Source organism: Streptomyces sp. NPDC093225 (assembly GCF_044753805.1).
Classification (GTDB): domain Bacteria; phylum Actinomycetota; class Actinomycetes; order Streptomycetales; family Streptomycetaceae; genus Streptomyces.
Genome location: NZ_JBIVNX010000062.1, coordinates 14,391 through 39,546, shown reverse-complemented (window position 1 = coordinate 39,546; position 25,156 = coordinate 14,391). Strand labels below are relative to the sequence as shown.

Below are 25,156 nucleotides of genomic sequence, written 5' to 3'. Positions count from 1 at the left end.
GGCCCTGCGGCAGGCCCACCCCAGGGGCAAGGGGCTTCGCCCTGGCCTTCGGCCACCCCTGGCCCGGGCCTGCCTCCGGTCCAGCCTGCCACCCCCGTCAAGCGCCTCCCCCACACACCACGCGACCCACCGGGCATGGCCAAGGAGCCGGCGGACGGGGGCTTGTTGCCGCGCGCTATGCGGCAGCGTCGCTCCAGCGGACCTCGCCGTCCTCCACCATCCCGGTGGGGCGCAGGCCGAGGGCTCGTGCGACGGACATCGACGCCTCGTGCTCGGGGTGGACGTACGCGGCCAGGCGCGTCACCCCTTGGGTGCGCAGCCACGCCGCCATGGCGCGGGCGCCTTCGCGGGCGTAGCCGTGGCCCTGGTGGGCGGTGCCCACCACCCACGCGAGCGAGGCCTCGATCCCGGTGGCGGAGGGCGGGTGGTACAGCGTGGCCTGCACCGTTCCGACCAGGTGTGCGTCCGAGGTGCGGCGCAGCATCCAGTTCAGCCAGCCCTGCGTGCCGTCCGGGGACCGGCCCGCCGACTGGCGTGCGTACCGCGCCTCGAGTTGCGCGAGCGTGGCGGGCGTACCGCCGGTCCAGGTGTGCAGTCGGACGTCGTCGAAGACGGACACCGCCTCGGGCGCGTGGTCCACGCGCAGCGGTTCCAGGCGGAGGCGGGGCGTCGTCAGCGGGGCCGCGGTGGGCCAAGGGGGAGGGGAGTCGGGCACGGGCGCACGATAGCCCGGACGGGGGAGCCGGAGTGGGGGCGAGGCCGGGGGCGCGTCCCCGACGGCCTCGGCGCAGGCCCCGATCCGGCGCCGGTACGCGGCCGTCAGGGCTGTCCGGTTGCCCCGGTCGCCAGGGTGATGCCGAGCGGCGTGCGCTCGTACAGCACCCGGTGGCCGTGCCGGTGCGCGAGCAGCAGTCCGGCCCCGCGCAGCGCGGACAGGTGCTCCGAGACCGTGGACGGTGCGAGACCGAGGCGCCGGGCCAGCTCGGTGGTGGCCGCCGGCTCCTCCAGCGCGCACAGGACGTCCGCCCGGGCCCGGCCCAGCAACCGGGCGAGCGCCGCCGGCGTACGGGCGACGGGTCCGCTCCACAGCCCGCCGACGCCCCGCGCCGGGTAGACCACGGTGGGCTGCCACGGGGGGTCGAACCCGCTGACCACCTCCGGCCAGCCGAACGCACTCGGCATCAGGACCACTCCCTGGCCGCCTAGTTCGCGCACGTGCTCCCCGGGGCGGTCGACGACCAGCGTGCCGTCCCGCCAGGTCAGCGTCGGGTGCAGGCCGTTGAAGAGCGCCTCCAGGCCGCCCTCCGCCAACCGCCGCGAGTGGAAGACCAGGTCCGCCTCCAGCAGCGCCCGCAACCGGGGCCAGTGCGGCTCCACCAGGACCCGCCAGGCCGCCTCGGTGAGGTCGGCGAGCTCCCGCACCGCGCGCGCCGGATCGGCCAGCATCGCCCGGCCGAGCGGGCTCCCGTACGCCCCGGGCGTGTCCCGCAGGGCGCGCTCGATCTCCACCCGGGCCGTCGCCGGGTCGGTGGCCCGCACCGCCGCCATCTCCTCCTCGAAGCCGGCCGCCGGGCCGAGCGGCGGCGGGCCGAGGAAGTCGGGGGTGTACCCGCGCACCGGCATCAGCAGCCACAGCGGGCGCAGGTCCAGCTCCGCCGCGGCCGCCCTGATGCCGCGCAGCCACGGCAGGTGGTAACCGTGCCGGCCGGGGCGCTGCAGCGTGCGGACGGCCTCCTGGGTCTCCCACCGGGGGGAGAGGGCGAACCGGCAGCGCAGCAGGTCGCCCTCGCCGAAGCGGAGTTCGAAGGGCACGGCACCACCTCTGATTCGGGTGGGCCCGAATCTATACCGGGCGGCCTCCGCCCCCGCCAGGGTGGACGGCATGACCACCGCCGTCCCCCAGGCAGGCGGGGCCGGGTACCGCGCGGCCTTCGCCGTGCGCGAGTTCCGGCCCGTGTTCGCCGCCCACCTCGTCTCCGTCATCGGCCTCGTCGTCGCCGAGCTCGCCCTCACCGTCCTCGTCTACCGCCTCACCGGCTCGCCCCTGATGAGCGCGCTCACCTTCGCGCTCGGCTTCCTGCCGTACGTCCTCGGCGGCACCCTGCTCGCCGGGCTCGCCGACCGCCACCCCGCCCGACGCGTCCTGGTCGCCTGCGACCTGGTGTGCGCCGCCTGCGCCGCCGCGATGGTGCTGCCGGGCACCCCGGTGGCCGCCCTCCTCGTGCTGCGCTGCGCGATGGCCTTCGTCGCCCCGCTCTTCCAGGGCACCCGCAACGCCTCCCTCGCCGACATCCTCGGCTCCGGCCCGGTGTTCGTGCTGGGCCGTTCGCTGCTGCGCGTGGTCGCCCAGAGCGCGCAGCTGGTCGGCTTCGGGCTCGGCGGGCTGCTGCTCACCGTCCTCGCCCCGCGCGCGGCGCTCGCCCTCACCGCCGCCGCCTTCCTCGGCTCGGCCGCACTGCTGCGCTTCGGGACCCGCAACCGGCCCGCCCGGGCCGCCGGGGACCGCACCTCGCCGCTGGCGGGGGCGCGGGCGGTGCTGGGGGACCGGCGGCTGCGGGCGCTCACCCTGATGTTCTGGGTGCCGTCCTTCTTCCTGATCGCCGCCGAGGCGCTGATGGTCCCGTACGCCGAGCACGTCGGGGCCGGCACGGTGGCGCTCGGGCTGCTGATGTGCGCGATGCCGGTGGGGGCGGTCGCGGGGGAGCTCTGGGCCGGTTCCGCGCTCGGCCCGGCCGCCCGCTCCCGGATCGCCCGGCCGCTCGCGGCCGTCAGCCTGCTGCCGCTGCTCGCGTACGCCGGCCGGCCCGGGGTGCCGGTGCTGCTGGGCGTACTGCTCGTGGCCGGGCTGGCGCACGCGTACACCCTGGGACTCGACCAGTGGTACGTGGCCGCCGTCCCGGAGGACCTGCGGGGCCGGGCCATGACCCTGCTGAGCAGCGGGCTGATGACCCTGCAGGGGGCCGGCATGGCGGTGGCCGGGCTGGCGGCGGAGTACCTGCCGGTGCACGGGGTGGTGGCCGGCGCGGGGGCGCTCGGCACGCTGAGCGTGCTGGTCCTGCTCGGGGAGCTGCGCCGCACGGGGGCGGACGACGCGAGTGCGGCGGCGGGCGCCGCCCCCCGGGAGCGCGGACCAAAGGACGAGACGGGGCTGACCACCATATGACCGGCCGGTAAGGTCGGAGCGTGCCCAAGCCGCTCAGCCTCCCCTTCGACCCCATCGCCCGCGCCGACGAACTGTGGCAGCGCCGCTGGGGTCCGGTGCCCTCGATGGCCGCCATCACCTCGATCATGCGGGCCCACCAGATCCTGCTCGGCGAGGTGGACTCGGTCGTCAAGCCGTACGGGCTGACCTTCGCCCGCTACGAGGCGCTGGTGCTGCTGACCTTCTCGAAGTCGGGCGAGCTGCCGATGTCGAAGATCGGCGAGCGTCTGATGGTGCATCCGACCTCGGTCACCAACACCGTCGACCGGCTGGTGAGGTCCGGGCTGGTCGCCAAGCGCCCGAACCCGAACGACGGCCGCGGCACCCTCGCCTCCATCACCGACAAGGGTCGCGAGGTCGTCGAGGCGGCCACCCGGGACCTGATGGAGATGGACTTCGGCATGGGCGCGTACGACGCCGAGGAGTGCGCGGAGATCTTCGCGATGCTGCGGCCGCTGCGGATCTTCTCCGGCGACTTCGAGGAGAAGTAGTCCGCGGCGCCCCCCGTCAAGATCGCACCATTCGGGCGGTTACGCTCGAGGGCATGAAAAAGAGCGTGCTGACCAGGTACCGGGTGATGGCCTTCGCCACCGCCGTCATGCTGCTGGTGCTGTGCACCTGCATGATCTTCAAGTACGGCTTCGACAAGGGCGCGGACCTGACCTTCGTGGTCTCCCAGATCCACGGCGTCCTGTTCATGATCTACCTGGTCTTCGCCTTCGACCTCAGCTCCAAGGCCAAGTGGCCGTTCGGCAAGATGCTGTGGGTCATGGTCAGCGGCACCATCCCGCTGGCCGCCTTCTTCGTCGAGCGCAAGGTCCGCGAGGAGGTCGAGCCGCTGGTGCTCGACGCCGTCCCCGCGCCCGCCGAGGCCTGAGTCCTGCCCCCGTTCGGGGGAAGCGTCCCGACCCCCGGGGATGTCCCCGGGGGTTTGCCATCGACATTTAGTAGGACGTCCTAGTAAATTCGAAGCATGGACGCTGACGCCATCGAGCAGGGCCGCCACCGCTGGCAGGCCCGTTACGACAAGGCCCGCAAGCGGGACGCCGACTTCACGACCCTCTCCGGCGATTCCGTCGAGCCCGTGTACGGGCCGCGGCCCGGCGACACGTACGAGGGCTTCGACCGCATCGGGTGGCCGGGGGAGTACCCCTTCACCCGGGGCCTGCACCCCACCGGCTACCGCGGCCGCACGTGGACCATCCGCCAGTTCGCCGGCTTCGGCAACGCCGAGCAGACGAACGAGCGCTACAAGATGATCCTCGCCGCGGGCGGCGGCGGCCTCTCGGTCGCCTTCGACATGCCCACCCTCATGGGCCGCGACTCGGACGACCCGCGCGCCCTCGGCGAGGTCGGCCACTGCGGCGTGGCCATCGACTCGGCCGCCGACATGGAGGTCCTCTTCAAGGACATCCCGCTCGGCGACGTCACGACCTCGATGACCATCTCCGGCCCCGCCGTCCCCGCCTTCTGCATGTACCTGGTCGCCGCCGAGCGCCAGGGTGTCGACCCGGGCGTGCTCAACGGCACGCTCCAGACCGACATCTTCAAGGAGTACATCGCGCAGAAGGAGTGGATCTTCGGCCCGGAGCCCCACCTGCGCCTCATCGGCGACCTCATGGAGTACTGCGCCGAGGGCATCCCGGCGTACAAGCCCCTGTCGGTCTCCGGCTACCACATCCGCGAGGCCGGGGCCACGGCCGCGCAGGAGCTCGCGTACACGCTCGCGGACGGCTTCGGCTACGTCGAGCTCGGCCTGTCCCGCGGCCTGGACGTCAACGTCTTCGCGCCCGGTCTGTCCTTCTTCTTCGACGCGCACGTGGACTTCTTCGAGGAGATCGCGAAGTTCCGCGCCGCCCGCCGCATCTGGGCCCGCTGGATGAAGGAGGTGTACGGCGCCACCTCCGAGAAGGCCCAGTGGCTGCGCTTCCACACCCAGACCGCCGGCGTCTCCCTGACCGCCCAGCAGCCGTACAACAACGTCGTCCGCACCGCGGTCGAGGCGCTCGCGGCCGTGCTCGGCGGCACCAACTCGCTGCACACCAACGCCCTCGACGAGACCCTCGCGCTCCCCAGCGAGCAGGCCGCCGAGATCGCCCTGCGCACGCAGCAGGTGCTGATGGAGGAGACCGGCGTCGCCAACGTGGCCGACCCGCTGGGCGGCTCCTGGTACGTCGAGCAGCTCACCGACCGCATCGAGGCGGACGCCGAGAAGATCTTCGACCAGATCAAGGAGCGCGGCCTGCGCGCCCACCCGGACGGCAAGCACCCGATCGGGCCGATCACCTCCGGCATCCTGCGCGGCATCGAGGACGGCTGGTTCACCGGCGAGATCGCCGAGTCCGCCTTCCAGTACCAGCGCTCGCTGGAGAAGGGCGACAAGCGGGTCGTCGGCGTCAACTGCCACGACGGCTCCGTCACCGGCGACCTCGAGATCCTGCGGGTCAGCCACGAGGTCGAGTGGGAGCAGGTGCGCCTGCTCGGCGAGCGCAAGGAGCGCCGCGACGACGCGAAGGTCAAGTCCTCGCTGGAGGCCATGCTGGCTGCCGCGCGCGACGGCTCGAACATGATCCCCGCCATGCTGGACGCCGTCCGCGCGGAGGCCACGCTCGGCGAGATCTGCAACGTGCTCCGCGACGAGTGGGGCACGTACACGGAGCCGGCCGGCTTCTGAGCCGCGGCACCCGTGCCCGCGGGCCACTGCCCGCCCGCGAAGCGCCGAAGGGCGTGGCCCTCTGCCCTGGGGCCGCGCCCTTCGGCGTACCCGGGGGCACCGTCTCGAGGGAGCGGGCCGTCCCGTGGTGCGTGGGGGAGCCTCTTGAGGCGTCATGGCCTGCAGGCCATGACGCCTCAAGAGGCGAGGGGACCCACACACCACGGGACGGCCCCACGAAGCGAGAGCCCACCCCCACCCCGGCCTGCACACCCCACCCCGGGGGAGCTACGAGGCCGCACCCTTCAGGCCGTGCATCAGAAGGGTGGTGAACATGGCCACCCAGGTTCCGTCCACCGGTTCGGCGCTGACCAGCGCACGGTGCACCACGGTGCCGGCGATCACGTCGAAGATCAGGTCGGTGGTGCCGCCCGCGAGGGTGTCGTCCTCCTCGGCGGGGAGCTCCCCGCGCGCCTGGGCCCGCTGCCTGCCCAGCACCACCAGGTGCTTCTGGCGTTCCACGATCGCCGACCGGATCCGGTCGCGCAGCGCGGCGTCCCGGGTGGACTCGGCGACCACGGCCATCAGGGCGGTCTTCGCCTCCGGGCGGTGCAGCAGCTCCGCGAACTGCAGCACCACGTTCTCGATGTCGGCCTCCAGCGAGCCGCGGTCGGGCAGCTCCAGCGCGTCGAAGAGCTCGGCCACGGCGTCCACGACCAGCTCGTTCTTGCCCGCCCAGCGCCGGTAGAGGGTGGTCTTGGCGACCCCCGCGCGGGCCGAGACGTCGCCCATGGTCAGCTTCGACCAGCCCAGCTCGACCAGCGCGTCCCGGGTGGCCGCGAGGATCGCGGCGTCCGCGGCCGCACTGCGGGGCCGGCCGGTACGCCCCGACGGCTTGCCGGACCCGGCCCCGGACACGGAGCCGGCCCCCGATGCGGACCCGGACACGGAGCCGGCCCCCGATGCGGACCCGGGCACGGAGCCAGTCCCCGACCCGGCCCCCGACGCGGACCGGGACGCCGACGCGGCCCCCGACGCGGAGCCCGTCCCGGAGCCGGAACCGGAACCGGCGCCCGAGCCGGAGCTCCGCCCGGAGTCGCGGGCGGGTTCGGAAGCGGAACAGCGGATGCGCATCCCGCGACGATACCCGTCAGTAGGGAAAGTGCCGTGACCCACATCACGCGGCGCCGCGCCCCGGTTCCAGTTACGCTACGACTCGTAGCGTAAGAGCGACAGCCACTGGCGCCAGGTGGGGACCCGGCGCCGCATACGTTCACCGGTCCGTGCACACGGGCCACCGACCCGCACGTCCGGGTCGCCGGCCCCCGCACGGGGGCCGGAATCAGGGCACGCGAAGGCGTGCCGGGGGTGTTTTCAGCCGGTCTTTTCGCGGCCGCGCGCACAGGGGGGAGGATGTACGCATGCAGCCCAGAAACATGTCCATGAGCGGCGTGGTCGACCTCGCCGCTGTGAAGGCGGCCGGCGAGGCCAAGGCCAAGGCCGAGCAGGCGCGCGCGGAGGCCGCCCGGCACGGCGGCGCCGCCGCGGTGTCCCCTTCCGCCCTGGTCATCGACGTCGACGAGGCCGGCTTCGAGCGCGACGTCATCCAGCGGTCCACCGAGGTCCCGGTCGTCATCGACTTCTGGGCCGAGTGGTGCGAGCCCTGCAAGCAGCTCGGCCCCCTGCTGGAGCGGCTGACGCTGGAGGCCAACGGACGCTTCGTCCTGGCCAAGGTCGACGTCGACGCCAACCAGATGCTGATGCAGCAGTTCGGCATCCAGGGCATTCCGGCCGTGTTCGCCGTCGTGGCGGGCCAGGCCCTCCCGCTGTTCCAGGGCGCCGCCCCCGAGCAGCAGATCCGCGAGACCCTGGCCCAGCTGGTGCAGGTCGCCGAGCAGCGCTTCGGGCTCACCGGCCTCGCGGTGGACGCGGACGCGGACGTGGACGCGCAGGCGGGCGTCCCCGCCGCGGCGCCCGCCGGTCCGTACGACGCCCTGCTGGACGCCGCCGTCGCCGCGTTGGACGCGGGCGACCTGGCCGGCGCGGTCCAGGCGTACAAGAACGTCCTCGCGGACGACCCGACGCACCCGGAGGCCAAGCTCGGTCTCGCGCAGGCCGAACTGCTCGCCCGCGTGCGGAGCATGGACCCGCAGGCGGTGCGCCAGGCGGCGGCCGGAAACCCGAAGGACCCGGCTGCGCAGATCGCCGCCGCCGACCTGGACCTCGCGGGCGGCCATGTCGAGGATGCTTTCGGCCGACTTGTGGACACCGTGCGCGTCACCGCGGGCGACGACCGCGACGCGGTGCGGGTGCGCCTGCTGGAGCTGTTCGAGGTCGTCGGGGCCGAGGATCCGCGGGTGGCGAAGGCCCGTACCGCGCTGGCCCGCGTGCTCTTCTGAGCTGCCGCGGACGTTCCGTTTCGCCCTCCCGGGGCACCGGCGATTTGTTGACACGGAGATAAACAGCGGCCGCGCTTTACCAAAACTTGGTAATCGCGGCCGCTGTTACTCGCAGTAAATCGAACCCCGGAATCTGCCCGGTTTGTCGTTCCATATCACCCTCTGTCGTGACGGTCGGAGACACCGAGCGTCGTCGCTCGATGCCGCCCCGTCGCGTCGTGGTTATCGGGCCGTTACTAGCCAGTAACGAACCCCCTTGTGCCCCGGCCGTGAATGCACCACGATCGGCCACGCTCGGTCCATCCCCGAAGCCCTCCACACCGGGGGTGCCGGAGACGGGTCCCCACCGAGTGGGTCTGCGCACCGTCGCCGGCTCTCTGGACAGGGGGGTCTCTGCCGCCGGCAGGGCCTGTCCTCCCGGCCGCGCGGACACGCGGCCAGTGGTTGTCGCTCGGGGGTGAGGCCGGTGATCCGGACACGTATCCGTGTTTCGGTTACTTGCGCTCCTCCGAGGACGTAGCACTTCTCCCATCCCAGGCCGGGCTCGACCCGGACCGGAGATGTACGTCCGAGAAGGAGGAACGGAAAATGAATTCCCAGGTTCGTGGTGGGACCAGATGGAAGCGCTTCGCGCTCGTCATGGTGCCCAGCATCGCCGCCACCGCCGCGGTCGGTGTGGGTCTGGCGCAGGGCGCGCTCGCCGCGTCGTTCAGCGTCTCCGGCCAGGACTTCAAGGTCTCGGCCGACCAGCTGGTCGGTGACGACCTCATCCAGTACGGCGGCGTGGCCAGCGGTCACGACCTCAAGGGCAACGAGGCGCACCACCCGGTGACGATCTCGGGCTTCAGCCGTGCCGAGATCACCAACATGTGCCAGTCGCTGGTCACCCCGGTGCCCGGCCTCGGCAACATCACCCTCCAGCTCCACACGGGTAACAAGGGCACCCCCGCGGTCGCCAAGAACATCTACCTCGACGTCGCCGAGCTCGACGCCGACGCGGAGTTCACCAACCTGGACATCGGTGTCGCCGTCGGCGACCCGAGCCACAAGACGAAGCCGCAGTCGGGCACCGTCGCCAGCCCGTACGCGTTCTCGCAGCGCGCCGAGAAGGCCGTTCTGAAGAACGTCGAGCAGAAGGCGTGGGCGACCACGGCCGGCACCTTCAGCCTGCCGAACCTGAGCCTGCGTCTGCTCGCGGGCGACAAGCCCTGCTACTAGGCCTGACCACCTAGCGGACACCGGGCCCTTACGAGCCCGGAGGTCCGAGCGCTTGGGGGACGGGCGGGCGGCGCCTGCCGCTCCGCCCGCCCGTCCCGGCACTTCACGTAGTTCTCCGTACCACCGTTTCCAGGGAGCTGTTGTCCATGAACGCCGAGGCCCCGGTTTCCCCCCAGGACATGCACTGGCTCAAGCGTGGTCGGCTCACGTTCCGTCAGTGGCGGGGCACCAGGCCCTACTGGGCGGGTCTGTTCACCCTGCTCGGCGGCGTCCCGATCCTGTACTTCCCGTACGCGGACGTCCGCCTCGGGAACGTCACCATCGCCATGGCGACCACCGCCGGCTCCGGCTCGCTGATCATCGGCTTCCTGCTCATCACGCTGGGCCTCTGCCTCTGGTTCCAGCAGACCATGCGGGTCTTCGCCGGCGTGGCCGCGATCCTGCTGGCCCTCATCTCGCTCCCGGTATCCAATTTCGGCGGCTTCTTCCTGGGCTTCTTCCCCGCGCTGATCGGCGGTGCGCTGGCACTGTCCTGGGCGCCCGGGAAGGCGAAGGACGAGGCCGAGGACGGCGAGGACACCATGGCCGAGATCGGCGAGCAGCCGGAGCACGTCCCCGGTCCCCGCACGGAAACGGACCCGCAGGGCTTCCCGTACGAGCAGCAGCACGCGGACCACGCCGCGTACGAGCAGCCGTACGAGCAGGGGCCCGCCGCGACCGAGACGACTGCCCACGCCAACGGCGGGAGGAACAGTGCGGGGTGACGAGACGCAGCGGGCCATCGCGCCCGACGCGCAGTCCCGTGAGAAGAAGGGCCCGCGCCACGCGGCGCCGAGGAAGTCCCTGCTGACCAAGCTCCAGATACCCGTCGGCAAGACGATGGCCCTGGCCGCGATGCCGACCGCCGTCTTCGTCGGCATGGGCATGGCGCCCAAGCTGGCACTCGCCGACGACAAGGACATACCCTTCGCGCCCGGCCCGTGCGTGACGCGCTCGGACGAGCCGCCGCAGGAGTCGCCCTCGCCGAAGGCGACGGACATGCCGAGCAAGCCGAAGGACGAGAGCCCCTCGCCGAAGGCTTCGCCCTCCGCCTCCCCGTCCGCCTCTCCCGGGGCGACGAAGGAGCCGGAGCCCGAGACCTCGCCCTCGGCGCAGCCGTCCTCGACGGCCGAACCGAAGAAGGACGACGGCCCGGCCGACACCCGGACGGCGACCCCGGACCCGTTGGACCCGCTGGGCGTGGGCGACAAGCTCAACGACCTGCTCGGCGACCTGACGAAGAAGCCCGGCGAGGAGAAGCCCGGCGAGAAGCCTGCCGACGAGAAGCCGGCCACGGACGGGAAGCCCGCCGCGGACACCGGGCCCTCGAAGGTGGACTCCAAGACCGCGAACGCGATCCGCGAGGCCGCCAAGCGCACCGGAGCCAAGGTCGAGGACCTCTCGGACGACGTCAAGAAGACGGCCGAGGAGCCCAAGGACGAGACCGGCACGAAGGCCTCGGACGACGAGTACGGCAAGGACAAGGACGGCAAGCAGCCGTTCCCCTGCCCGACCCACGACCCCAAGGCCCTGGCCGCGGCGGAGATGGAGGACGGCGTCCCGCTCCTGCCCGACGAGCCCTGGTACCTGGACAGCTCGCTGCTGACCCTGTCCGGCCTGGACTACCACGGCATCGTCGAGGTCAAGACGGCCGGCGGCAAGATCAAGAAGGTCCTCAAGTTCACCGCGTCCTCGGTGGACATCAAGGACCTCCACCAGCGCGTCGGCAAGTCCGGCACCGTCGCCCACCTCAAGGCCCGTGGCGGTTCGACCTCCACGATCCGGGGCGGCACGGTGACGATGTACACCGAGGAGCTCAAGGGCAACCTGTTCGGCCTGATCCCGATCACCTTCAGCCCGGACACCCCGCCCCCGCTGAACGTGCCGTTCGCCTTCTTCACCAACGCCAAGGTGACGCAGGCCGGCCAGTTCGGCGGCACGCTGACCGTTCCCGGCCTCCACAACTGGATGGAGTAGCCCCGGCGACGCGGCACGCACCCGACGGCAGGGCGCCCCTCCCCCCCTGGGGAGCGGCGCCCTGCCGTCGTCGTCCGGCGACGTCGCCCCGAGCGGCGCCGGTGATCACCGACCCCCTACGCTGAACGCCGTTCGAGTGACCGGACCAGTGCGGGGGGATCCGTATGACGGAGGAAGCGAACGGCGACCGGACGGGCAGTGCGGAAGGGCCGGGCACGTGGCGGTCCGTGGTCCGTCGCCTGGCCGTCGTCGGCATCCCGCTCGGGGTGGTCCTCGTCCTCGCCTGGACGTTCCTGAGCCCCCTCGGCTACTGGCCGGGATCGTCGATGACGACGGCGTGGACGACCCCGCTCGACAAGGTGGCGCCCGTGCCCAGCACCCATCGGTCCTGGCTCGTCGGCGACACCCTCGTCCGCGCCCGCTACAACGCCGTCACCGGTTTCGACGCCGCCTCGGGCGAGCGGCGCTGGGAGTACGCCCCGCCCCGCCGCCGCGACATCTGTGCCGCCAGCGAGACCGCCGACGGCTCCCGCCTGCTGATCGCGTACACCGAGGACATCAGGAAGCCCGGCGCCGGCTGCACCACCGTCGCCGCGCTCGACCTCGCCGTCGGGCGCGAACTGTGGCACACCGCCCTCACCCCGGCGCACCGGGACACCACCGACGGCCTCGGCGCACTCGCCGTGGGCGGCGGACTCGGCGTGGTCCTCGACGCCTCGGCCGGAACGGGCGCCCCCGCCGTACGGGCCGTCGATCTGCGCACCGGCTCTCCGCGCTGGAGGGGTGCGGTGCCGAAGGGCTGTGTCCCGGGCAGCGTGGCCATCTCGCCACGACAGGTCCTCGCCGTCCTGACCTGCGGCGAGGAGAGGAAACTGGCCGCCTTCGACCCGTCCGACGGCCACGAGCGGTGGACCACGGCCGTCGACACCCGCGACGGCGTCCCCGCCGGCGCGAGCGTGACGGTCACGGCCACCGAGCCGATCGTGCTGCGCGTCGCCAAGGACCGGCGCGACGTCGACTCCTACCTCCGGGAGGAGGGCGTCGAGGCCTTCCTCACCTTCGATGCGGAAGGCCGTCCCGGAGCGAGGATCGAGACCAACGGTGAGGGCTACGGTTCGATCGGCACCCAGGTGGTCGTCTCCGACCAGCGGCTCTTCGCGCGCACCAGCGGCGGCGGGTGGGGGCTCGTCGTCGCCTTCGACCTGACCACCGGCAGGGAGCTGTGGCAGGAGGCCATCGGCGGCAAGGACTACGCCGTCCAGGGACTGCACGCGCAGGACGGCCGGGTCATGGTGGTGAACGCCTCCCACCGGTACGGGGACATCCTGAACGTCTTCGACGCCGCCACCGGCGACGAGGAGGAGGACCGCCACTTCCGCGACGACACGGGAGACGTCGACCGACTGCTCCTGTACGGGGACCGGTTCATCGCCGTCCGCTCGGGCGGCTCCGCCGCGCCCTTCACCGCGTACCAACGCTGGTGAAGGCCGCTCGGCCCGCCGCCGTTCCGGCGGTGCGGGCCCCCTGACGCGGGCGGTCTTCGGTGCGAGGATGACCGGCCATGAGCTACCTGTTCGAGATAGACGACGATCCCGTCTTCGGGGCGTCCAACCGCGTGGCCGTGCTCTTCGTCGACATGCTGGAGGCGGCGGGGAAGGCCGTGCGGCGGCCCACCGGGCTGGAGGCCCTCGCCGGGGGCTGGTTCCGGATCGACCCCGACGCCTTCGGCGAGTTCGTCCAGGAGCTGCTGGCCGTGCGCGCCAGGAGCACGCACCAGTTCCTGTGGCTGCTCCTCGACGGCGTCCTGCCTCTCGCCGTCACCCTCCTGGAGCGCAGCGGCCGCACCGTCGTGCCCGCTACGGACGATGAGGGCGCCTACCTGGACGGCGTGCGCGAGCTGGGGGTGCCGCTGCCGGGCTGACGCCGGCCACGGCGCGCCCGGGCCCGGCCCGCGCACGGTCCCGGGCCGGAACGAACGCACCGAGGGCGGCACCCCCGGTCGGGGGTGCCGCCCTCGGTGGCTGTGCGGCAGCGGGTGGCGCGGCGGGCGTCAGGCCTGCTGCGCGGCGCCCAGGTGGTGGACCCGGACCATGTTGGTGGTGCCGGGGACGCCGGGGGGCGAGCCGGCCGTGATGACCATGGTGTCGCCGGCGGCGTAGCGGCCCAGCTTGAGCAGCTCGGCGTCCACGAGGTCGACCATGGCGTCCGTGTTGTCGACGTACGGCACGACGTACGACTCCACGCCCCAGCTCAGGGCGAGCTGGTTGCGCGTGCCCTCCTCGGTGGTGAAGGCCAGGATCGGCTGCGTGACGCGGTAGCGCGACAGCCGGCGGGCGGTGTCACCGGACTTGGTGAAGGCGACCAGGGCCTTGCCGTCGAGGAAGTCGGCGATCTCGCAGGCCGCGCGGGCGACGGAGCCGCCCTGGGTGCGCGGCTTCTTGCCCGGGACCAGGGGCTGCAGGCCCTTGGAGAGGAGCTCCTCCTCGGCCGCCATGACGATCTTCGACATCGTCTTGACGGTCTCGATCGGGTACGCGCCCACGGAGGACTCGGCGGAGAGCATGACCGCGTCGGCGCCGTCGAGGATGGCGTTGGCGACGTCGGAGGCCTCGGCGCGGGTCGGCCGGGAGTTGGTGATCATCGACTCCATCATCTGGGTCGCGACGATCACCGGCTTGGCGTTGCGGCGGCACATCTCGATGAGCCGCTTCTGGACCATCGGGACCTTCTCGAGCGGGTACTCGACGGCGAGGTCGCCACGGGCCACCATGACCGCGTCGAAGGCGGCGACGACGTCGGCCATGTTCTCGACGGCCTGCGGCTTCTCCACCTTGGCGATGACCGGGACCCGGCGGCCCACCTCGTCCATCACCTTGTGCACGTCCTGGACGTCGTTGGCGTCGCGGACGAAGGACAGGGCGACCATGTCGCAGCCCATGCGGAGGGCGAAGCGCAGGTCGTCGACGTCCTTCTCGGACAGGGCGGGGACGTTCACGGCCGCGCCGGGCAGGTTGATGCCCTTGTGGTCCGAGATGACACCGCCCTCGATGACGATGGTCTTGACCCGCGGGCCGTCGACCTCGATCACCCGCAGCTCGACGTTGCCGTCGTTGATCAGGACCGGGTCGCCGGCCGAGACGTCGCCGGGCAGGCCCTTGTACGTGGTGCCGCAGACGGACTTGTCACCGGGAACGTCCTCGGTGGTGATGGTGAACTCGTCACCGCGCACCAGCTCGACGGGGCCCTCGGCGAAGGTCTCCAGACGGATCTTCGGCCCCTGCAGGTCGGCGAGGACGCCGACCGCCCGGCCGGTCTCCGCGGCGGCCTGCCGGACGCGGTCGTACCGCTCCTGGTGCTCTGCCTGGGAACCGTGGCTGAAATTGAATCGGGCCACGTTCATACCGGCCTCGATGAGAGCTTTCAGCTGCTCGAGCGAGTCGACGGCGGGGCCCAGCGTGCAGACGATTTTGGAACGGCGCATGAAGCGGATCCTATCCGGTTTGTTTCGTAGCGGAATATTCCGTCTGGTGGAAAGTCCAAGTGACTAGTGGGTAACCAGCTCGTAGGTCTGCGCGGCGATTTCCAGCTCCTCGTCGGTCGGGACCACGGCCACCGCCACCCGGGCGTGGTCCGGCGAGATCAGCCGCGGCTCGCGCGACCGGACGGAGTTCAGCCCGGCGTCGACCGCCAGGCCCAGCTCCTCCAGTCCGCTGACCGCAGCCTCCCGCACCGGGGCCGCGTTCTCGCCGACCCCCGCCGTGAAGGCCACCGCGTCCACCCGGCCGAGCACCGCGACGTACGCGCCGATGTACTTCTTCAGCCGGTGCACGTACGCCCGGAACGCCGTGTCCGCGGCGTGGTCGCCCTCGCCGGCCCGCCGCAGCACCTCGCGCATGTCGTTGTCCCCGCACAGCCCCAGCAGGCCGCTGCGCTTGTTCAGCAGGGTGTCGATCTCGTCCACCGACAGGCCGCCCACCCGCGCCAGGTGGAAGACCACGGCCGGGTCGAGGTCGCCCGAGCGGGTGCCCATGACCAGGCCCTCCAGGGGGGTCAGACCCATCGAGGTGTCCACGCACACCCCGCCGCGCACCGCGGAGGCCGAGGCCCCGTTGCCCAGGTGCAGGACGATGACGTTGACCTCCTGCGGCGCCTTGCCCAGCAGTGCGGCGGTGGCCCGCGAGACGTAGGCGTGCGAGGTGCCGTGGAAGCCGTACCGGCGGATCGACAGCTCGTCGGCCACCTTCGCGTCGATCGCGTACCGGGCGGCGTACTCCGGCATCGTCGCGTGGAAGGCGGTGTCGAAGACCGCCACCTGCGGGACGTCGGGGCGCAGCGCGCGGGCCACCTCGATGCCGGTGATGTTGGCCGGGTTGTGCAGCGGTGCCAGCGGAACCAGGCTGCGGACCTCGTCCAGCACCTCGTCGTCGATCACGGTCGGCGCGGTGAAGCGGGTGCCGCCGTGCACCACCCGGTGGCCCACGGCCGCCAGCTCCGGCGAGTCCAGGCCCAGGCCGTCGGCGGCCAGCTCCGCGGCCACGGCCTTGAGCGCCGCCCCGTGGTCGGCGACCGGGCCGGTCTGCTCCCGTTCGGCGGCCCCGCCGGCCGGGGTGTGCGCGATCCGCGAGGTCTCCTCGCCGATCCGCTCCACCAGGCCGGAGGCCAGCCGGGAGCCGTCGGCCATGTCGAGCAGCTGGTACTTCACCGACGAGGAGCCGGAGTTGAGGACGAGTACGCGCGATGCGGTCACGGGTGCGGGGCTTTCTGTATCGGCGTGGTGGGAGGTGGGTGCGGCGGTCATGCGGTGGCGGCGGGGGCCGCCGGTACCGCCCCGGAGGGGGTCCCGCCGCCCTGGGCCTGGATCGCGGTGATCGCCACGGTGGTGACGATGTCCTGCACCAGTGCCCCGCGCGAGAGGTCGTTGACCGGCTTGCGCAGGCCCTGGAGCACCGGGCCGACCGCCACGGCGCCGGCCGAGCGCTGCACGGCCTTGTACGTGTTGTTGCCGGTGTTGAGGTCGGGGAAGATCAGCACGGTCGCCCGGCCGGCCACGTCCGAGTCGGGCAGCTTCGTCGCCGCGACGCTGGGCTCGACGGCCGCGTCGTACTGGATCGGGCCCTCGATGAGCAGGTCCGGGCGGCGCTCGCGCACGAGCTCGGTCGCCTTGCGGACCTTGTCCACGTCGGCGCCCGAGCCGGACGTGCCGGTGGAGTACGAGAGCATCGCGATCCGCGGCTCGACGCCGAACGCGGCGGCGGTGGCGGCCGACTGCACCGCGATGTCCGCCAGTTGCTCGGCGTCCGGGTCCGGGTTCACCGCGCAGTCGCCGTAGACCAGGACCCGGTCCGCCAGGCACATGAAGAAGACGGACGAGACGATCGAGGCTTCGGCCTTCGTCTTGATGATCTCGAAGGCCGGGCGGATGGTGGCCGCGGTGGAGTGCACCGAGCCGGAGACCATGCCGTCGGCCAGGCCCTCCTGCACCATCAGGGTGCCGAAGTAGTTGACGTCGGTGACCACGTCGTTGGCCAGCTCGACCGTCATGCCCTTGTGGCCGCGGGCCTTGGCGTAGTACTCGGCGAACCGTTCCCGCAGCGGGGAGGTCAGCGGGTCGATCAGCTGGGCGGCGGAGACGTCGAGGCCCAGGTCGCCGGCCTTCTTCTGGATGGCGTCGGCGTCGCCCAGCAGCGTCAGGTCGCACACCCCGCGGCGCAGCACCACGTCGGCGGCGCGCAGCACCCGCTCCTCGGTGCCCTCGGGCAGGACCACGCGGCGTCGCGCGGAGCGGGCCTGCTCGAGCAGTTCGTGCTCGAACATCATGGGGGTCACGCGGGTGGAGCGGGCCACCGAGAGGCGGTCGCGCAGCGCGGCGGTGTCGACGTGTCGCTCGAAGAGCCCGAGGGCGGTCTCCAGCTTGCGCGGCGTACCCGAGTTCAACCGGCTCTGCAGGGCGAAGAGTTCGGCGGCGGTGGGGAAGGAGTTGCCGGCCACCGAGACCACCGGCGTGCCCGGCGCGAGCTTGGCCGCCAGGGTCAGGACGTGCGGGGCCGGGCGCTCATTGAGGGTGAGCAGCACGCCCGCGATCGGCGGCGTGCCCGAGGTGTGCGCGGCCAGCGCGCCGACCATCAGGTCGGAGCGGTCCCCGGGGGTGACGACCAGGCAGCCCGGGGTCAGGGCGTTGAGGAAGTTCGGCAGGTGGGCGCCGCCGAAGACGAAGTCCAGGGCGTCGCGGGCCAGTCCGGCCTCGTCGCCGAGCAGCACCTCGCCCCCCAGGGCGTGGGTGATCTGGGCGACCGTGGGCGCCGACAGGGACTTGTCGTCGGGCAGGACGTAGCAGGGCACGGGGAGGCGGGCGGCGAGCCGCTCGGCTATGTGGTCCCGGTCCTTGGCTGCCACCCGGTTGACCACCATCGCCACCACCTGGCAGCCCAGCGACTCGTACGCGCGGAAGGCGTTGCGGGCCTCGGCGCGCACCGACTCCGAGGTCTGCCGGGTGCCGCCCACCACCGGCACCACCACGGCGCCGAACTCGTTCGCGAGGCGGGCGTTGAGGGCCAGTTCGTCGGGGAGGTTGGTGTCGGCGTAGTCGGTGCCGAGCACGAGCATGACCTCGTAGTCGCGGGCCACCCGGTGGTAGCGGTCGACCAGCCGCGAGACCAGCTCGTCGGTGCCCTTCTCGGCGAGCAGGGCGGAGGCCTCGTGGTAGTCCATGCCGTAGGCGGTCGCCGGGTCCTGCTCCAGCCGGTAGCGGGCCCGGAGGAGGTCGGACAGCCGGTCGGGCGCGTCGTGCAGCAGTGGCCGGAAGACCCCCACGCGGCCCGTCTGGCGGGCCAGCAGCTCCATGATGCCCAGCTCGACGACCTGGCGGCCGTCTCCCCGGTCGATTCCGGTCACGTACACGCTGCGGGTCACGCGTGCTCTCCGTCCCTGAGCCCGGCCGGGCCGGCCTGCGGCTCCTCGTGTCGAAAATTCCCCGTGGCATGGGCTTGCCCCCTTGACGGTACCTCCGCGGCTGGCTACGGCGCCCGCCGGCAGAGGGCCCGTGAACAGGGGTCCGAGGGCCCGTCGAGTGGAGCACTAAGCGGCGCACCTTTGCCCCCGTACGTGGAACAATCGGACAGTCCGACCTGTATGACCGCACCTGTACGACGAGAAGCAGGAGACGAAGCACGATGCGCATCGGAGTCCTCACCGCAGGCGGCGACTGCCCCGGCCTGAACGCCGTGATCCGGTCGGTCGTGCACCGGGCCCTCGTCGGTCACGGCGACGAGGTCATCGGCTTCGAGGACGGCTTCAAGGGCCTGCTCGACGGCCACTACCGCCCCCTCGACCTCAACGCCGTCAGCGGCATCCTGGCCCGCGGCGGCACCATCCTCGGCTCGGCCCGCATGGAGCGCGCCCGGCTCAGCGAGGCGGCCGAGAACTGCGCCGCGCTGCGCGAGCGGTACGGCCTGGACGTGCTCATCCCGATCGGCGGCGAGGGCACGCTGACCGCGGCCCGGATGCTGTCCGACGCGGGCATGCCCGTCGTCGGCGTACCGAAGACGATCGACAACGACATCTCCTCCACGGACCGCACCTTCGGCTTCGACACCGCCGTCATGGTCGCCACCGAGGCCATCGACCGCCTCAAGACCACCGCCGAGTCCCACCAGCGCGTCATGGTCGTCGAGGTCATGGGCCGCCACGCCGGCTGGATCGCGCTGGAGTCCGGCATGGCCGGCGGCGCGCACGGCATCTGCCTGCCCGAGCGGCCGTTCCAGGTCGCCGACCTGGTGAAGATGGTGGAGGAGCGCTTCGACCGCGGCAAGAAGTTCGCCGTCGTCTGCGTCGCCGAGGGCGCGCACCCGGTCGAGGGCTCCATGCCGTACGAGAAGGGCGAGATCGACCAGTACGGCCACGAGCGCTTCGCGGGCATCGGCAACCGGCTGGCCGTCGAGCTGGAGCGGCGCCTGGGCAAGGAGGCCCGCCCGGTCATCCTGGGCCACGTCCAGCGCGGCGGCGTCCCCACCGCGTACGACCGGGTGCTCGCCACCCGCTTCGGCTGGCACGCCGTCGAGGCCGCCCACCGGGGCGACTTCGGCAACATGACCGCGCTGCGCGGCACGGACATCGTGATGGCCCCGCTCGCCTCCGCCGTCACCGAGCTCAAGCGGGTCCCCGAGAAGCGCATGCACGAGGCCGAGTCGGTCTTCTGACCGGGCTCTGCCGGCCCCGCTCCGGCGCCCCGGACGCCCGACCGTGACGGCGGTCCGGGCCGTCGTGCCGGGACCGCCGTCACGGTCGGGCGATGCCCAGCCGCTCCCAGAAGTGGCCGGTGACGACGGAGAGGAACTCGCGGCCGGCGTCGCCGCTGGCGGCCTGGCCGCCACCGCCGCCCCAGCTCAGCGTGGCGACCATCGTCGACTGGTAGTCGTCGTAGAGCTGCTCCACCACCCGCTCCAGGTGCTCCCGGGGGACCGGCACCAGCTTCGCGAGCGGCTTGACGTACGCCTGCCAGCGCGTGGTGACGGCGTTGCGCAGCGCCTCGGCCAGCTCCTCCTCCCGCCCGGTGGCGACGACGAAGTCCGGCAGGCCGAGCCCGAGGACCTGGGCGAGGGCGGCGGACTGGCGCTCGTTGCCCTTCCAGCGGCCGGAGTTCTCCATCTTCTGGTACGCGCCGGCGTCCAGGCCGATGCGGCGGGCCAGCTCCTCGGGGGCGATGCCCTTGGCCATCCGGTGCTCGCGCAGGGTGCGGGGCCGGGCGAGCAGCTCGCCCGGGGAACACCACAGGACGCCCGCGAGGGCGGTCAGCTCGGCGGAGGTCGGCGCGACCTCGCCGCGCTCCCACGCCATGACCGTCTCGGGCGTGACGAGGAGTCCGTACTGGGCGCGCAGGCCGTAGGCGACGTGGCCGGGCGCCATGCCCAGGGCGGCGCGCAGTCGGCGGGCGGCGAGGGCGTCGAAGGGTGGGCTCTGGTGCACGGCCACACCGTAGAGGTGGCCGGGACCCGACGACTACGGTCTGTTCGACCAAGGTCACAACTCGTAGGATCGTCCTAGGATCTCCGGCGCTTTCGCCCGTTTCCCCCGCGACTGTCCGGTAACCCGCCTGGGTGAAGATCCACTATCTCGCCGGTTCCGTGCGTGCGCCAGCGGTACGGAACGGTAACTTCCGGCCGCCCCCGACCGCAACGGCGCGAGCCGTCGCGGCCGGGAACCGGAGCGAAGCCGTCCGCTGGGCGGACGGCCCCCCGGAGGCCGGTGGGTGTCAGCGGACGTCGACGTAGTCCTCGCGGCCCGACACGGCGTAGTGCGTGGCCGGCGCGTCGACGAACCGGATCTGCCAGGTGCCGTCCTGCTTGGCCGTGAACGTGCGGCGGAAGGTGCCGTCGGTCCGCGTCACGGCGGTGCCGAGCCGCTGCCAGGTGGCGCCGCGGGTGGCCGCCTTGAAGTAGACGCGGACGGTCTGGCCGCCGAAGGCCCGCCACGACGTGCCCGACTGCTGGAGCAGCCCGCCCTTGGCCGTGATCGTCGCGCCCTTGCGCACCGGCTCGGGGGTCACGTCGTCGTTGAAGAGCTGCGTGCCCTTGCGGCCGAGCTTGAACGACGGGCTGACCAGGGTCGTCGTCCCGGACACCAGCCGCCAGTAGCCGGCCTTGTCCGCATCGGCCTTCCGCGTCGAGGACCGGGAGAACTCCACCCCGTACTCGGCCGTGAAGCCGCCCGCCTCCGACCAGGTGCGGCCGTCCGCCGAGTACTGGATGTGCAGGGGGAGCTTCACGCCCGGCGAGGCCGCGCCGGTCGTGGTGCCCAGCTTCCCGGTGAAGGTGACCTTGCGGTACTTGTCGACCGCGCCCTTCACCGAGGTGAAGACGGACGTCGCGCCCTGCAGCTGGAACGTGTGCTTCGGGGGTGCGTTGAAGTAGAAGAACGGGTCGGGCTGGACCGTCACCGGGCCCGCCGGGCCGGCGCCGACGCTGCCCGAGAACGTGCCGTCGTTCGCGGTCAGCGGCAGCCGTCCGCCGCCGACGGAGATCCCGTGCAGGCCGACCGGCTTCTCCGTGCCGTCGTCGGCGATCCGGGTGAGCTTGCCCTTGACCGGGACGTAGCTGCCGTACGGGGCGGTGACCGTGCCGGTCGGGGTGGCCACCGCCAGTTTCAGGTCCTGCTTGTGGAACGGGATGGTGATCTGCTGCCGCGTCGTGTCCGTCTCGAAGGCGAGCGTCGGCGAGGGGGTGAACTCGGTGGCGGTGGCCTGCGCCGAGAAGTGCCCCGCGCTGTCGGTCGGGAGGCCCCCGCTCACCGAGACCCCGGCGAACGGCTTGGTCTCGTGCGTGTCCGGGTCCTCGGCCAGGAGGGTGCCGTTCACCGTGACCTGCGGCGTGTCGTACGAGAGCCACTTGTGGTCGGGCGTCAGCACCATGTGCGCGTCCAGGCCGTACTGGATCTCGCCCCGGTCGCGGCGGACGCGCTCCTCGGCCGTGCCCTCCTTGGCGAGGATGTCCACCGTGTAGCCGCCGAGCCCCGGGAGCGAGAGCGGGCCCGTCAGGTAGGTCGAGTCCCAGCAGTCGGAGGTGGGCGCGCACGCCTCGGTGCCCTGCAGCTTCACGGAGGCGAGGACCGCGTCGGAGCCCCTGCGCCGGATGTGCAGGCTGATGTCCTCGGGACGCACGCCGTCGTCCAGCAGGTTGAAGGCGGCGAAGACCTTGCCGTCGTGCACGTCCGTCCAGACCGCCGACTTCAGCGGGGCGCCGGCCGCCTGGGCGGCCGGCACCGCCGCCAGGGTGGTGGCGCCGAGCGCGAGCGCCGTGCCCACCGCCGCTGCCATGAGCTTTCTCAAGGGTTCCCCCATCAGACTGTGTGGTGTCCTGCCGCAGGTGCGACACGGGAGAGGCCCGGATGGTTGTACGGCGCCGGCGGAAAATCGACGGTCGCGCGGCTGAACCGGAACGCCCCGCGGTGCGTGATCCCTATGCGGGGCCTCCGCGCACGGGGGTCGCGGAGGCCCCGGTTCCGCTCGATGTCGCTCAGCGGGCCGCGAGCGTGCCCGCCACCGCCCCGCCCAACCAGTCCCCGGTGTGCGAGAAGGCGAAGCCCAGCTCCTCGGCCCGGGCGCCCGACATTCCGTACGCCCGCGCGAACGCGAACGGCGAGGCCGCCTCGCCCGCTCCGGCCACCCGGTACTCCGGCGCCGCCCCGCCCGTCACCGCCCGCACCGCCTCCACGATGTCCCGCGTGGTCAGCGGGCCGTGCGCGAGCGCGTTCACCGGGCCGGTGAACTCCGCCCCGGCCGCCCAGGCGAGGAAGTCGGCGATCTCCTCGACGTAGATGTACGTCGACGGGCGGTTCGGCTCGGTCACCGCCACCGGCTCACCCGCCCGCAGCCGGTCCGCGTAGTGCTCCAGCCGCCCCGTGAAGTCGTCCGCCCCGCCCAGCACGTGGCCCACCCGCACCGTCACGTACGGGAAGGCGGGGGCGGCGGCGAACACCGCCTCCGCCTGGCGCTTGCCCTCGCCGTAGTGCTCCTCCAGGAACGCGGGGTCGCCCCACGGCAGCTCCGGACGCACCACCACCGCCGCCAGGTCGAGGGCGTCCTCCGGGAGCGGGTGGTCCGCGTCCTCGTGCTCGTACACCTCGATCGTCGAGGTCATCACGTACCGCCCGGTGCGGCCCTCGAAGACCCGCCGGGCGATCGCCGCCTGTACGGGCGTGTAGCAGACCTGGTCGACCACCACGTCGAACACCCGGTCCCCGAGCGCGGCCCGCAGCGCCGCCTCGTCGTTCCGGTCGGCGACCAGCTGCTCCACCCCCGCCGGCGCCGGCGCCGAGCCGCGGTTGACCACGGTCACCTCGTCGCCGCGCGCCACCAGCCGCTCGATCAGTCGCTTCCCGAAGTACCGGCTGCCCCCGATGACACACACCCTGCGCACGCGTCTCCCCCGTCTCTGCTGAAAGGTCTCACCCCCTACAAGTCGGCGGACCCCCTCCACTGTTCCGAGGGGAAGGCCGGACCGTGGCCGGGCACGATCACGTCGGCCACGTCCAGCACCCGCTGCCGGCTCTCCCGCAGTCGCTCGTGGTCCGGGGCCACGGGGTCCTCGGCCGGGCCGTCGGGCCGCCACCACAGGTCCCCCACGAAGGCCACCACGCCCTCGGCCGTGTCCGCGAGCAGCGTGACGTCCTCCGCGCTGTGCCCCGGGGTGCGGATCAGCCGCAGCCCGCGGCCCAGCTCGGCGCCCTCCGCGTCGCGGTCGGTCCACTGGTCCGCCCGGTAGACCGCCTTGTGGTCGTGCACCCGCGCCTCGCCGAACAGGCCCACGTTCATGGTGTTGTCCGGGTGGTGGTGGCTGAGCACCACGTCCGTGATGTCGTCGGGACCCAGCCCCAGCTCCGCCAGCGGCCCCAGGATCCGGTCGCGGTGCGCCACCATGCCGGGGTCCACGATCACGTGCCGCTCGCCGTCCGTCACGTACGAGACCGTGGCGGCCACCCCGGGCCCGGTGGAGAGCGTGTAACCCGTCGTCAGGATGCGGTAGTTCGTCGTCATGGGGACAAGCCTCGCCCCGCCGCGCCACCCGGCGTGAGTGGCACGGATGCCATCCATCGCCGGAATCGTGCCACCGTGCCAGGATCAGCGCATGCCCCCCTTCCGCACCGTCGCCGCCTACGCCCCGCCCGGCGTGGGCATGCTCGCCCTCGGCCTGGTCACCGAGGTCTTCGACGCGCGCGCCGACCCGGCCGTCCCCCGCTTCGCCCTCACCGTGTGCACCGACCGCCCCGGCCCGGTGGTCACCGACGTCGGCGTACGCGTCGACGTGCCGCACGGACTCGACGCCCTGGCCGACGCCGACCTCGTGCTCGCCCTGCCCTGGGCGGGGTTCCGCGAGCCACCGCCCGCGCCCGCCGCCGAGGCCCTGCGCGCCGCCCACGCGCGCGGCGCGACCGTGGCCGCGCACTGCGTCGGCGGCTTCGCGCTCGCCGCGGCCGGACTCCTCGACGGCCTGCGCGCCACCACCCACTGGCGCTTCGCCGAGCTCCTCGCCGCCCGGCACCCCGCCGTCACCGTGGTCCCCGACGCCCTCTACGTGGACGAGGACCGGATCGTCACCGGCGCCGGCGCGGCCGCCGGCTTCGACCTGTGCCTGCACCTGGTCCGCCGCGCCCACGGGGCGGCCGTCGCCAACGCCGTGGCCCGCGACCTGGTCCTGCCGCCGCACCGGGACGGCGGGCAGGCCCAGTACGTGGCGGCGCCCGTCCCGCGGGACGGCGAGGACGAGCGGCTCGCCGACGTGCTCGGCTGGGCCAGGGCCCACCTCGACCGCCGGCTGACCGTGGACGACCTGGCCCGCCGGGCCCTGATGAGCCGCCGCTCCTTCGTCCGCCGCTTCGGCGCGGCCACCGGAAGCACTCCGCACGCCTGGCTGCTGGCCCAGCGGCTGAACCGGGCCGAGGAGCTGCTGGAGACCAGTTCGGCACCCCTGGAGGAGATCGCCCGCAGCTGCGGCTTCTCCGGCGCGGCCGTCCTGCGCGAGCAGTTCGTGCGCCGCCGCGGCGTGCCCCCGCGCGAGTACCGGCGCGGCTTCGGCGACCGCAGCGGGGCCGGCACCGGGGGAGGGGCCGGGGGAGGGGCCGGGACGGGGCCCCGGACCCGCCCCTTGGCTTGACGTCGGCGTCAAGGCTTACGGTCGT

The 25,156-nt window shown here is 72.8% G+C and carries 22 protein-coding genes; 12 read left to right on the top strand and 10 right to left on the bottom strand.

Going from position 1 to position 25,156, the window contains the following annotated elements; translation table 11 throughout:
• Window positions 1–175 precede the first annotated feature (175 nt).
• Entirely contained in the window at window positions 176–715 is a 540-nt protein-coding gene (locus ACIQCH_RS34180; RefSeq protein ID WP_402587486.1) for a GNAT family N-acetyltransferase, read from the bottom strand.
• A gap of 104 nt (window positions 716–819) precedes the next feature.
• Window positions 820–1,812, bottom strand: coding sequence for a DUF5937 family protein (locus ACIQCH_RS34175; RefSeq protein WP_402587484.1), 993 nt, complete (start codon window positions 1,810–1,812; stop codon window positions 820–822).
• A 70-nt stretch (window positions 1,813–1,882) separates the two neighbouring features.
• Here ACIQCH_RS34175 and ACIQCH_RS34170 point away from each other — a divergent pair, with 70 nt between their 5' ends.
• The 4 genes from ACIQCH_RS34170 (at window position 1,883) to ACIQCH_RS34155 (ending at window position 5,876) form a co-directional block, all read left to right on the top strand.
• On the top strand, window positions 1,883–3,163 hold the full coding sequence (locus ACIQCH_RS34170; protein ID WP_402587482.1) for an MFS transporter: 1,281 nt from the start codon (window positions 1,883–1,885) through the stop codon (window positions 3,161–3,163).
• A 20-nt stretch (window positions 3,164–3,183) separates the two neighbouring features.
• Window positions 3,184–3,693, top strand: a complete 510-nt coding sequence (locus ACIQCH_RS34165) for a MarR family winged helix-turn-helix transcriptional regulator (RefSeq protein WP_402587481.1) — start codon at window positions 3,184–3,186, stop codon at window positions 3,691–3,693.
• Between the two features lie 53 nt (window positions 3,694–3,746).
• Entirely contained in the window at window positions 3,747–4,079 is a 333-nt protein-coding gene (locus ACIQCH_RS34160) for a DUF3817 domain-containing protein (protein ID WP_402587479.1), read from the top strand.
• A gap of 96 nt (window positions 4,080–4,175) precedes the next feature.
• Window positions 4,176–5,876 (top strand): methylmalonyl-CoA mutase, encoded by a 1,701-nt coding sequence (locus ACIQCH_RS34155; RefSeq protein ID WP_402587477.1) that lies wholly within the window; start codon window positions 4,176–4,178, stop codon window positions 5,874–5,876.
• Between the two features lie 267 nt (window positions 5,877–6,143).
• Here the strand turns inward: ACIQCH_RS34155 and ACIQCH_RS34150 are convergent, their stop codons facing one another.
• The gene (locus tag ACIQCH_RS34150) at window positions 6,144–6,773 is read right to left on the bottom strand and encodes a TetR/AcrR family transcriptional regulator (RefSeq protein WP_402587488.1); all 630 of its coding nucleotides are present in this window, start codon (window positions 6,771–6,773) and stop codon (window positions 6,144–6,146) included.
• A 503-nt stretch (window positions 6,774–7,276) separates the two neighbouring features.
• On the opposite strand from ACIQCH_RS34150, the gene ACIQCH_RS34145 reads away from it, so the two are divergent.
• The 6 genes from ACIQCH_RS34145 to ACIQCH_RS34120 all read left to right on the top strand — a co-directional run bounded on the left by ACIQCH_RS34145 (window position 7,277) and on the right by ACIQCH_RS34120 (window position 13,409).
• Complete coding sequence (locus ACIQCH_RS34145; RefSeq protein ID WP_402587475.1) at window positions 7,277–8,254, top strand: tetratricopeptide repeat protein; 978 nt, start codon at window positions 7,277–7,279, stop codon at window positions 8,252–8,254.
• A 588-nt stretch (window positions 8,255–8,842) separates the two neighbouring features.
• Window positions 8,843–9,472: a DUF6230 family protein gene (locus ACIQCH_RS34140; protein ID WP_030200570.1), complete on the top strand. Its 630-nt coding sequence runs from the start codon at window positions 8,843–8,845 to the stop codon at window positions 9,470–9,472.
• Window positions 9,473–9,618: 146 nt separating this feature from the next.
• Window positions 9,619–10,236 carry a DUF6114 domain-containing protein gene (locus ACIQCH_RS34135; protein WP_402587473.1) on the top strand — a complete coding sequence of 206 codons (618 nt, stop codon included), beginning with the start codon at window positions 9,619–9,621 and terminating at the stop codon, window positions 10,234–10,236.
• Window positions 10,226–11,488 carry a hypothetical protein gene (locus ACIQCH_RS34130; RefSeq protein ID WP_402587471.1) on the top strand — a complete coding sequence of 421 codons (1,263 nt, stop codon included), beginning with the start codon at window positions 10,226–10,228 and terminating at the stop codon, window positions 11,486–11,488. Before ACIQCH_RS34135 ends, ACIQCH_RS34130 begins: the two co-directional genes overlap by 11 nt.
• A gap of 164 nt (window positions 11,489–11,652) precedes the next feature.
• The gene (locus ACIQCH_RS34125) at window positions 11,653–12,972 is read left to right on the top strand and encodes a PQQ-binding-like beta-propeller repeat protein (protein WP_402587469.1); all 1,320 of its coding nucleotides are present in this window, start codon (window positions 11,653–11,655) and stop codon (window positions 12,970–12,972) included.
• A gap of 77 nt (window positions 12,973–13,049) precedes the next feature.
• The gene (locus tag ACIQCH_RS34120) at window positions 13,050–13,409 is read left to right on the top strand and encodes a DUF6086 family protein (protein ID WP_402587467.1); all 360 of its coding nucleotides are present in this window, start codon (window positions 13,050–13,052) and stop codon (window positions 13,407–13,409) included.
• A 129-nt stretch (window positions 13,410–13,538) separates the two neighbouring features.
• Here ACIQCH_RS34120 and pyk read toward each other — a convergent pair whose 3' ends face one another.
• The 3 genes from pyk to pta all read right to left on the bottom strand — a co-directional run bounded on the left by pyk (window position 13,539) and on the right by pta (window position 18,397).
• The gene (pyk, locus tag ACIQCH_RS34115; RefSeq protein WP_402587465.1) at window positions 13,539–14,969 is read right to left on the bottom strand and encodes a pyruvate kinase; all 1,431 of its coding nucleotides are present in this window, start codon (window positions 14,967–14,969) and stop codon (window positions 13,539–13,541) included.
• 63 nt (window positions 14,970–15,032) lie between these two features.
• The gene (locus tag ACIQCH_RS34110; RefSeq protein WP_402587463.1) at window positions 15,033–16,235 is read right to left on the bottom strand and encodes an acetate kinase; all 1,203 of its coding nucleotides are present in this window, start codon (window positions 16,233–16,235) and stop codon (window positions 15,033–15,035) included.
• Window positions 16,236–16,282: 47 nt separating this feature from the next.
• Complete coding sequence (pta, locus tag ACIQCH_RS34105; RefSeq protein WP_402587461.1) at window positions 16,283–18,397, bottom strand: phosphate acetyltransferase; 2,115 nt, start codon at window positions 18,395–18,397, stop codon at window positions 16,283–16,285.
• Between the two features lie 260 nt (window positions 18,398–18,657).
• Between pta and ACIQCH_RS34100 the strand changes: the two genes are divergently transcribed.
• Window positions 18,658–19,683 carry an ATP-dependent 6-phosphofructokinase gene (locus ACIQCH_RS34100; RefSeq protein ID WP_402587459.1) on the top strand — a complete coding sequence of 342 codons (1,026 nt, stop codon included), beginning with the start codon at window positions 18,658–18,660 and terminating at the stop codon, window positions 19,681–19,683.
• A gap of 79 nt (window positions 19,684–19,762) precedes the next feature.
• Here the strand turns inward: ACIQCH_RS34100 and ACIQCH_RS34095 are convergent, their stop codons facing one another.
• The 4 genes from ACIQCH_RS34095 to ACIQCH_RS34080 all read right to left on the bottom strand — a co-directional run bounded on the left by ACIQCH_RS34095 (window position 19,763) and on the right by ACIQCH_RS34080 (window position 24,014).
• Window positions 19,763–20,455 (bottom strand): helix-turn-helix domain-containing protein, encoded by a 693-nt coding sequence (locus tag ACIQCH_RS34095; RefSeq protein ID WP_402587457.1) that lies wholly within the window; start codon window positions 20,453–20,455, stop codon window positions 19,763–19,765.
• A 280-nt stretch (window positions 20,456–20,735) separates the two neighbouring features.
• On the bottom strand, window positions 20,736–22,307 hold the full coding sequence (locus ACIQCH_RS34090; protein WP_402587455.1) for a hypothetical protein: 1,572 nt from the start codon (window positions 22,305–22,307) through the stop codon (window positions 20,736–20,738).
• Between the two features lie 187 nt (window positions 22,308–22,494).
• Window positions 22,495–23,397 carry an NAD-dependent epimerase/dehydratase family protein gene (locus ACIQCH_RS34085; protein ID WP_402587453.1) on the bottom strand — a complete coding sequence of 301 codons (903 nt, stop codon included), beginning with the start codon at window positions 23,395–23,397 and terminating at the stop codon, window positions 22,495–22,497.
• A 35-nt stretch (window positions 23,398–23,432) separates the two neighbouring features.
• Entirely contained in the window at window positions 23,433–24,014 is a 582-nt protein-coding gene (locus ACIQCH_RS34080; protein WP_402587451.1) for an MBL fold metallo-hydrolase, read from the bottom strand.
• 91 nt (window positions 24,015–24,105) lie between these two features.
• Here ACIQCH_RS34080 and ACIQCH_RS34075 point away from each other — a divergent pair, with 91 nt between their 5' ends.
• Window positions 24,106–25,131 (top strand): GlxA family transcriptional regulator, encoded by a 1,026-nt coding sequence (locus ACIQCH_RS34075; RefSeq protein WP_402587449.1) that lies wholly within the window; start codon window positions 24,106–24,108, stop codon window positions 25,129–25,131.
• Window positions 25,132–25,156 lie beyond the last annotated feature (25 nt).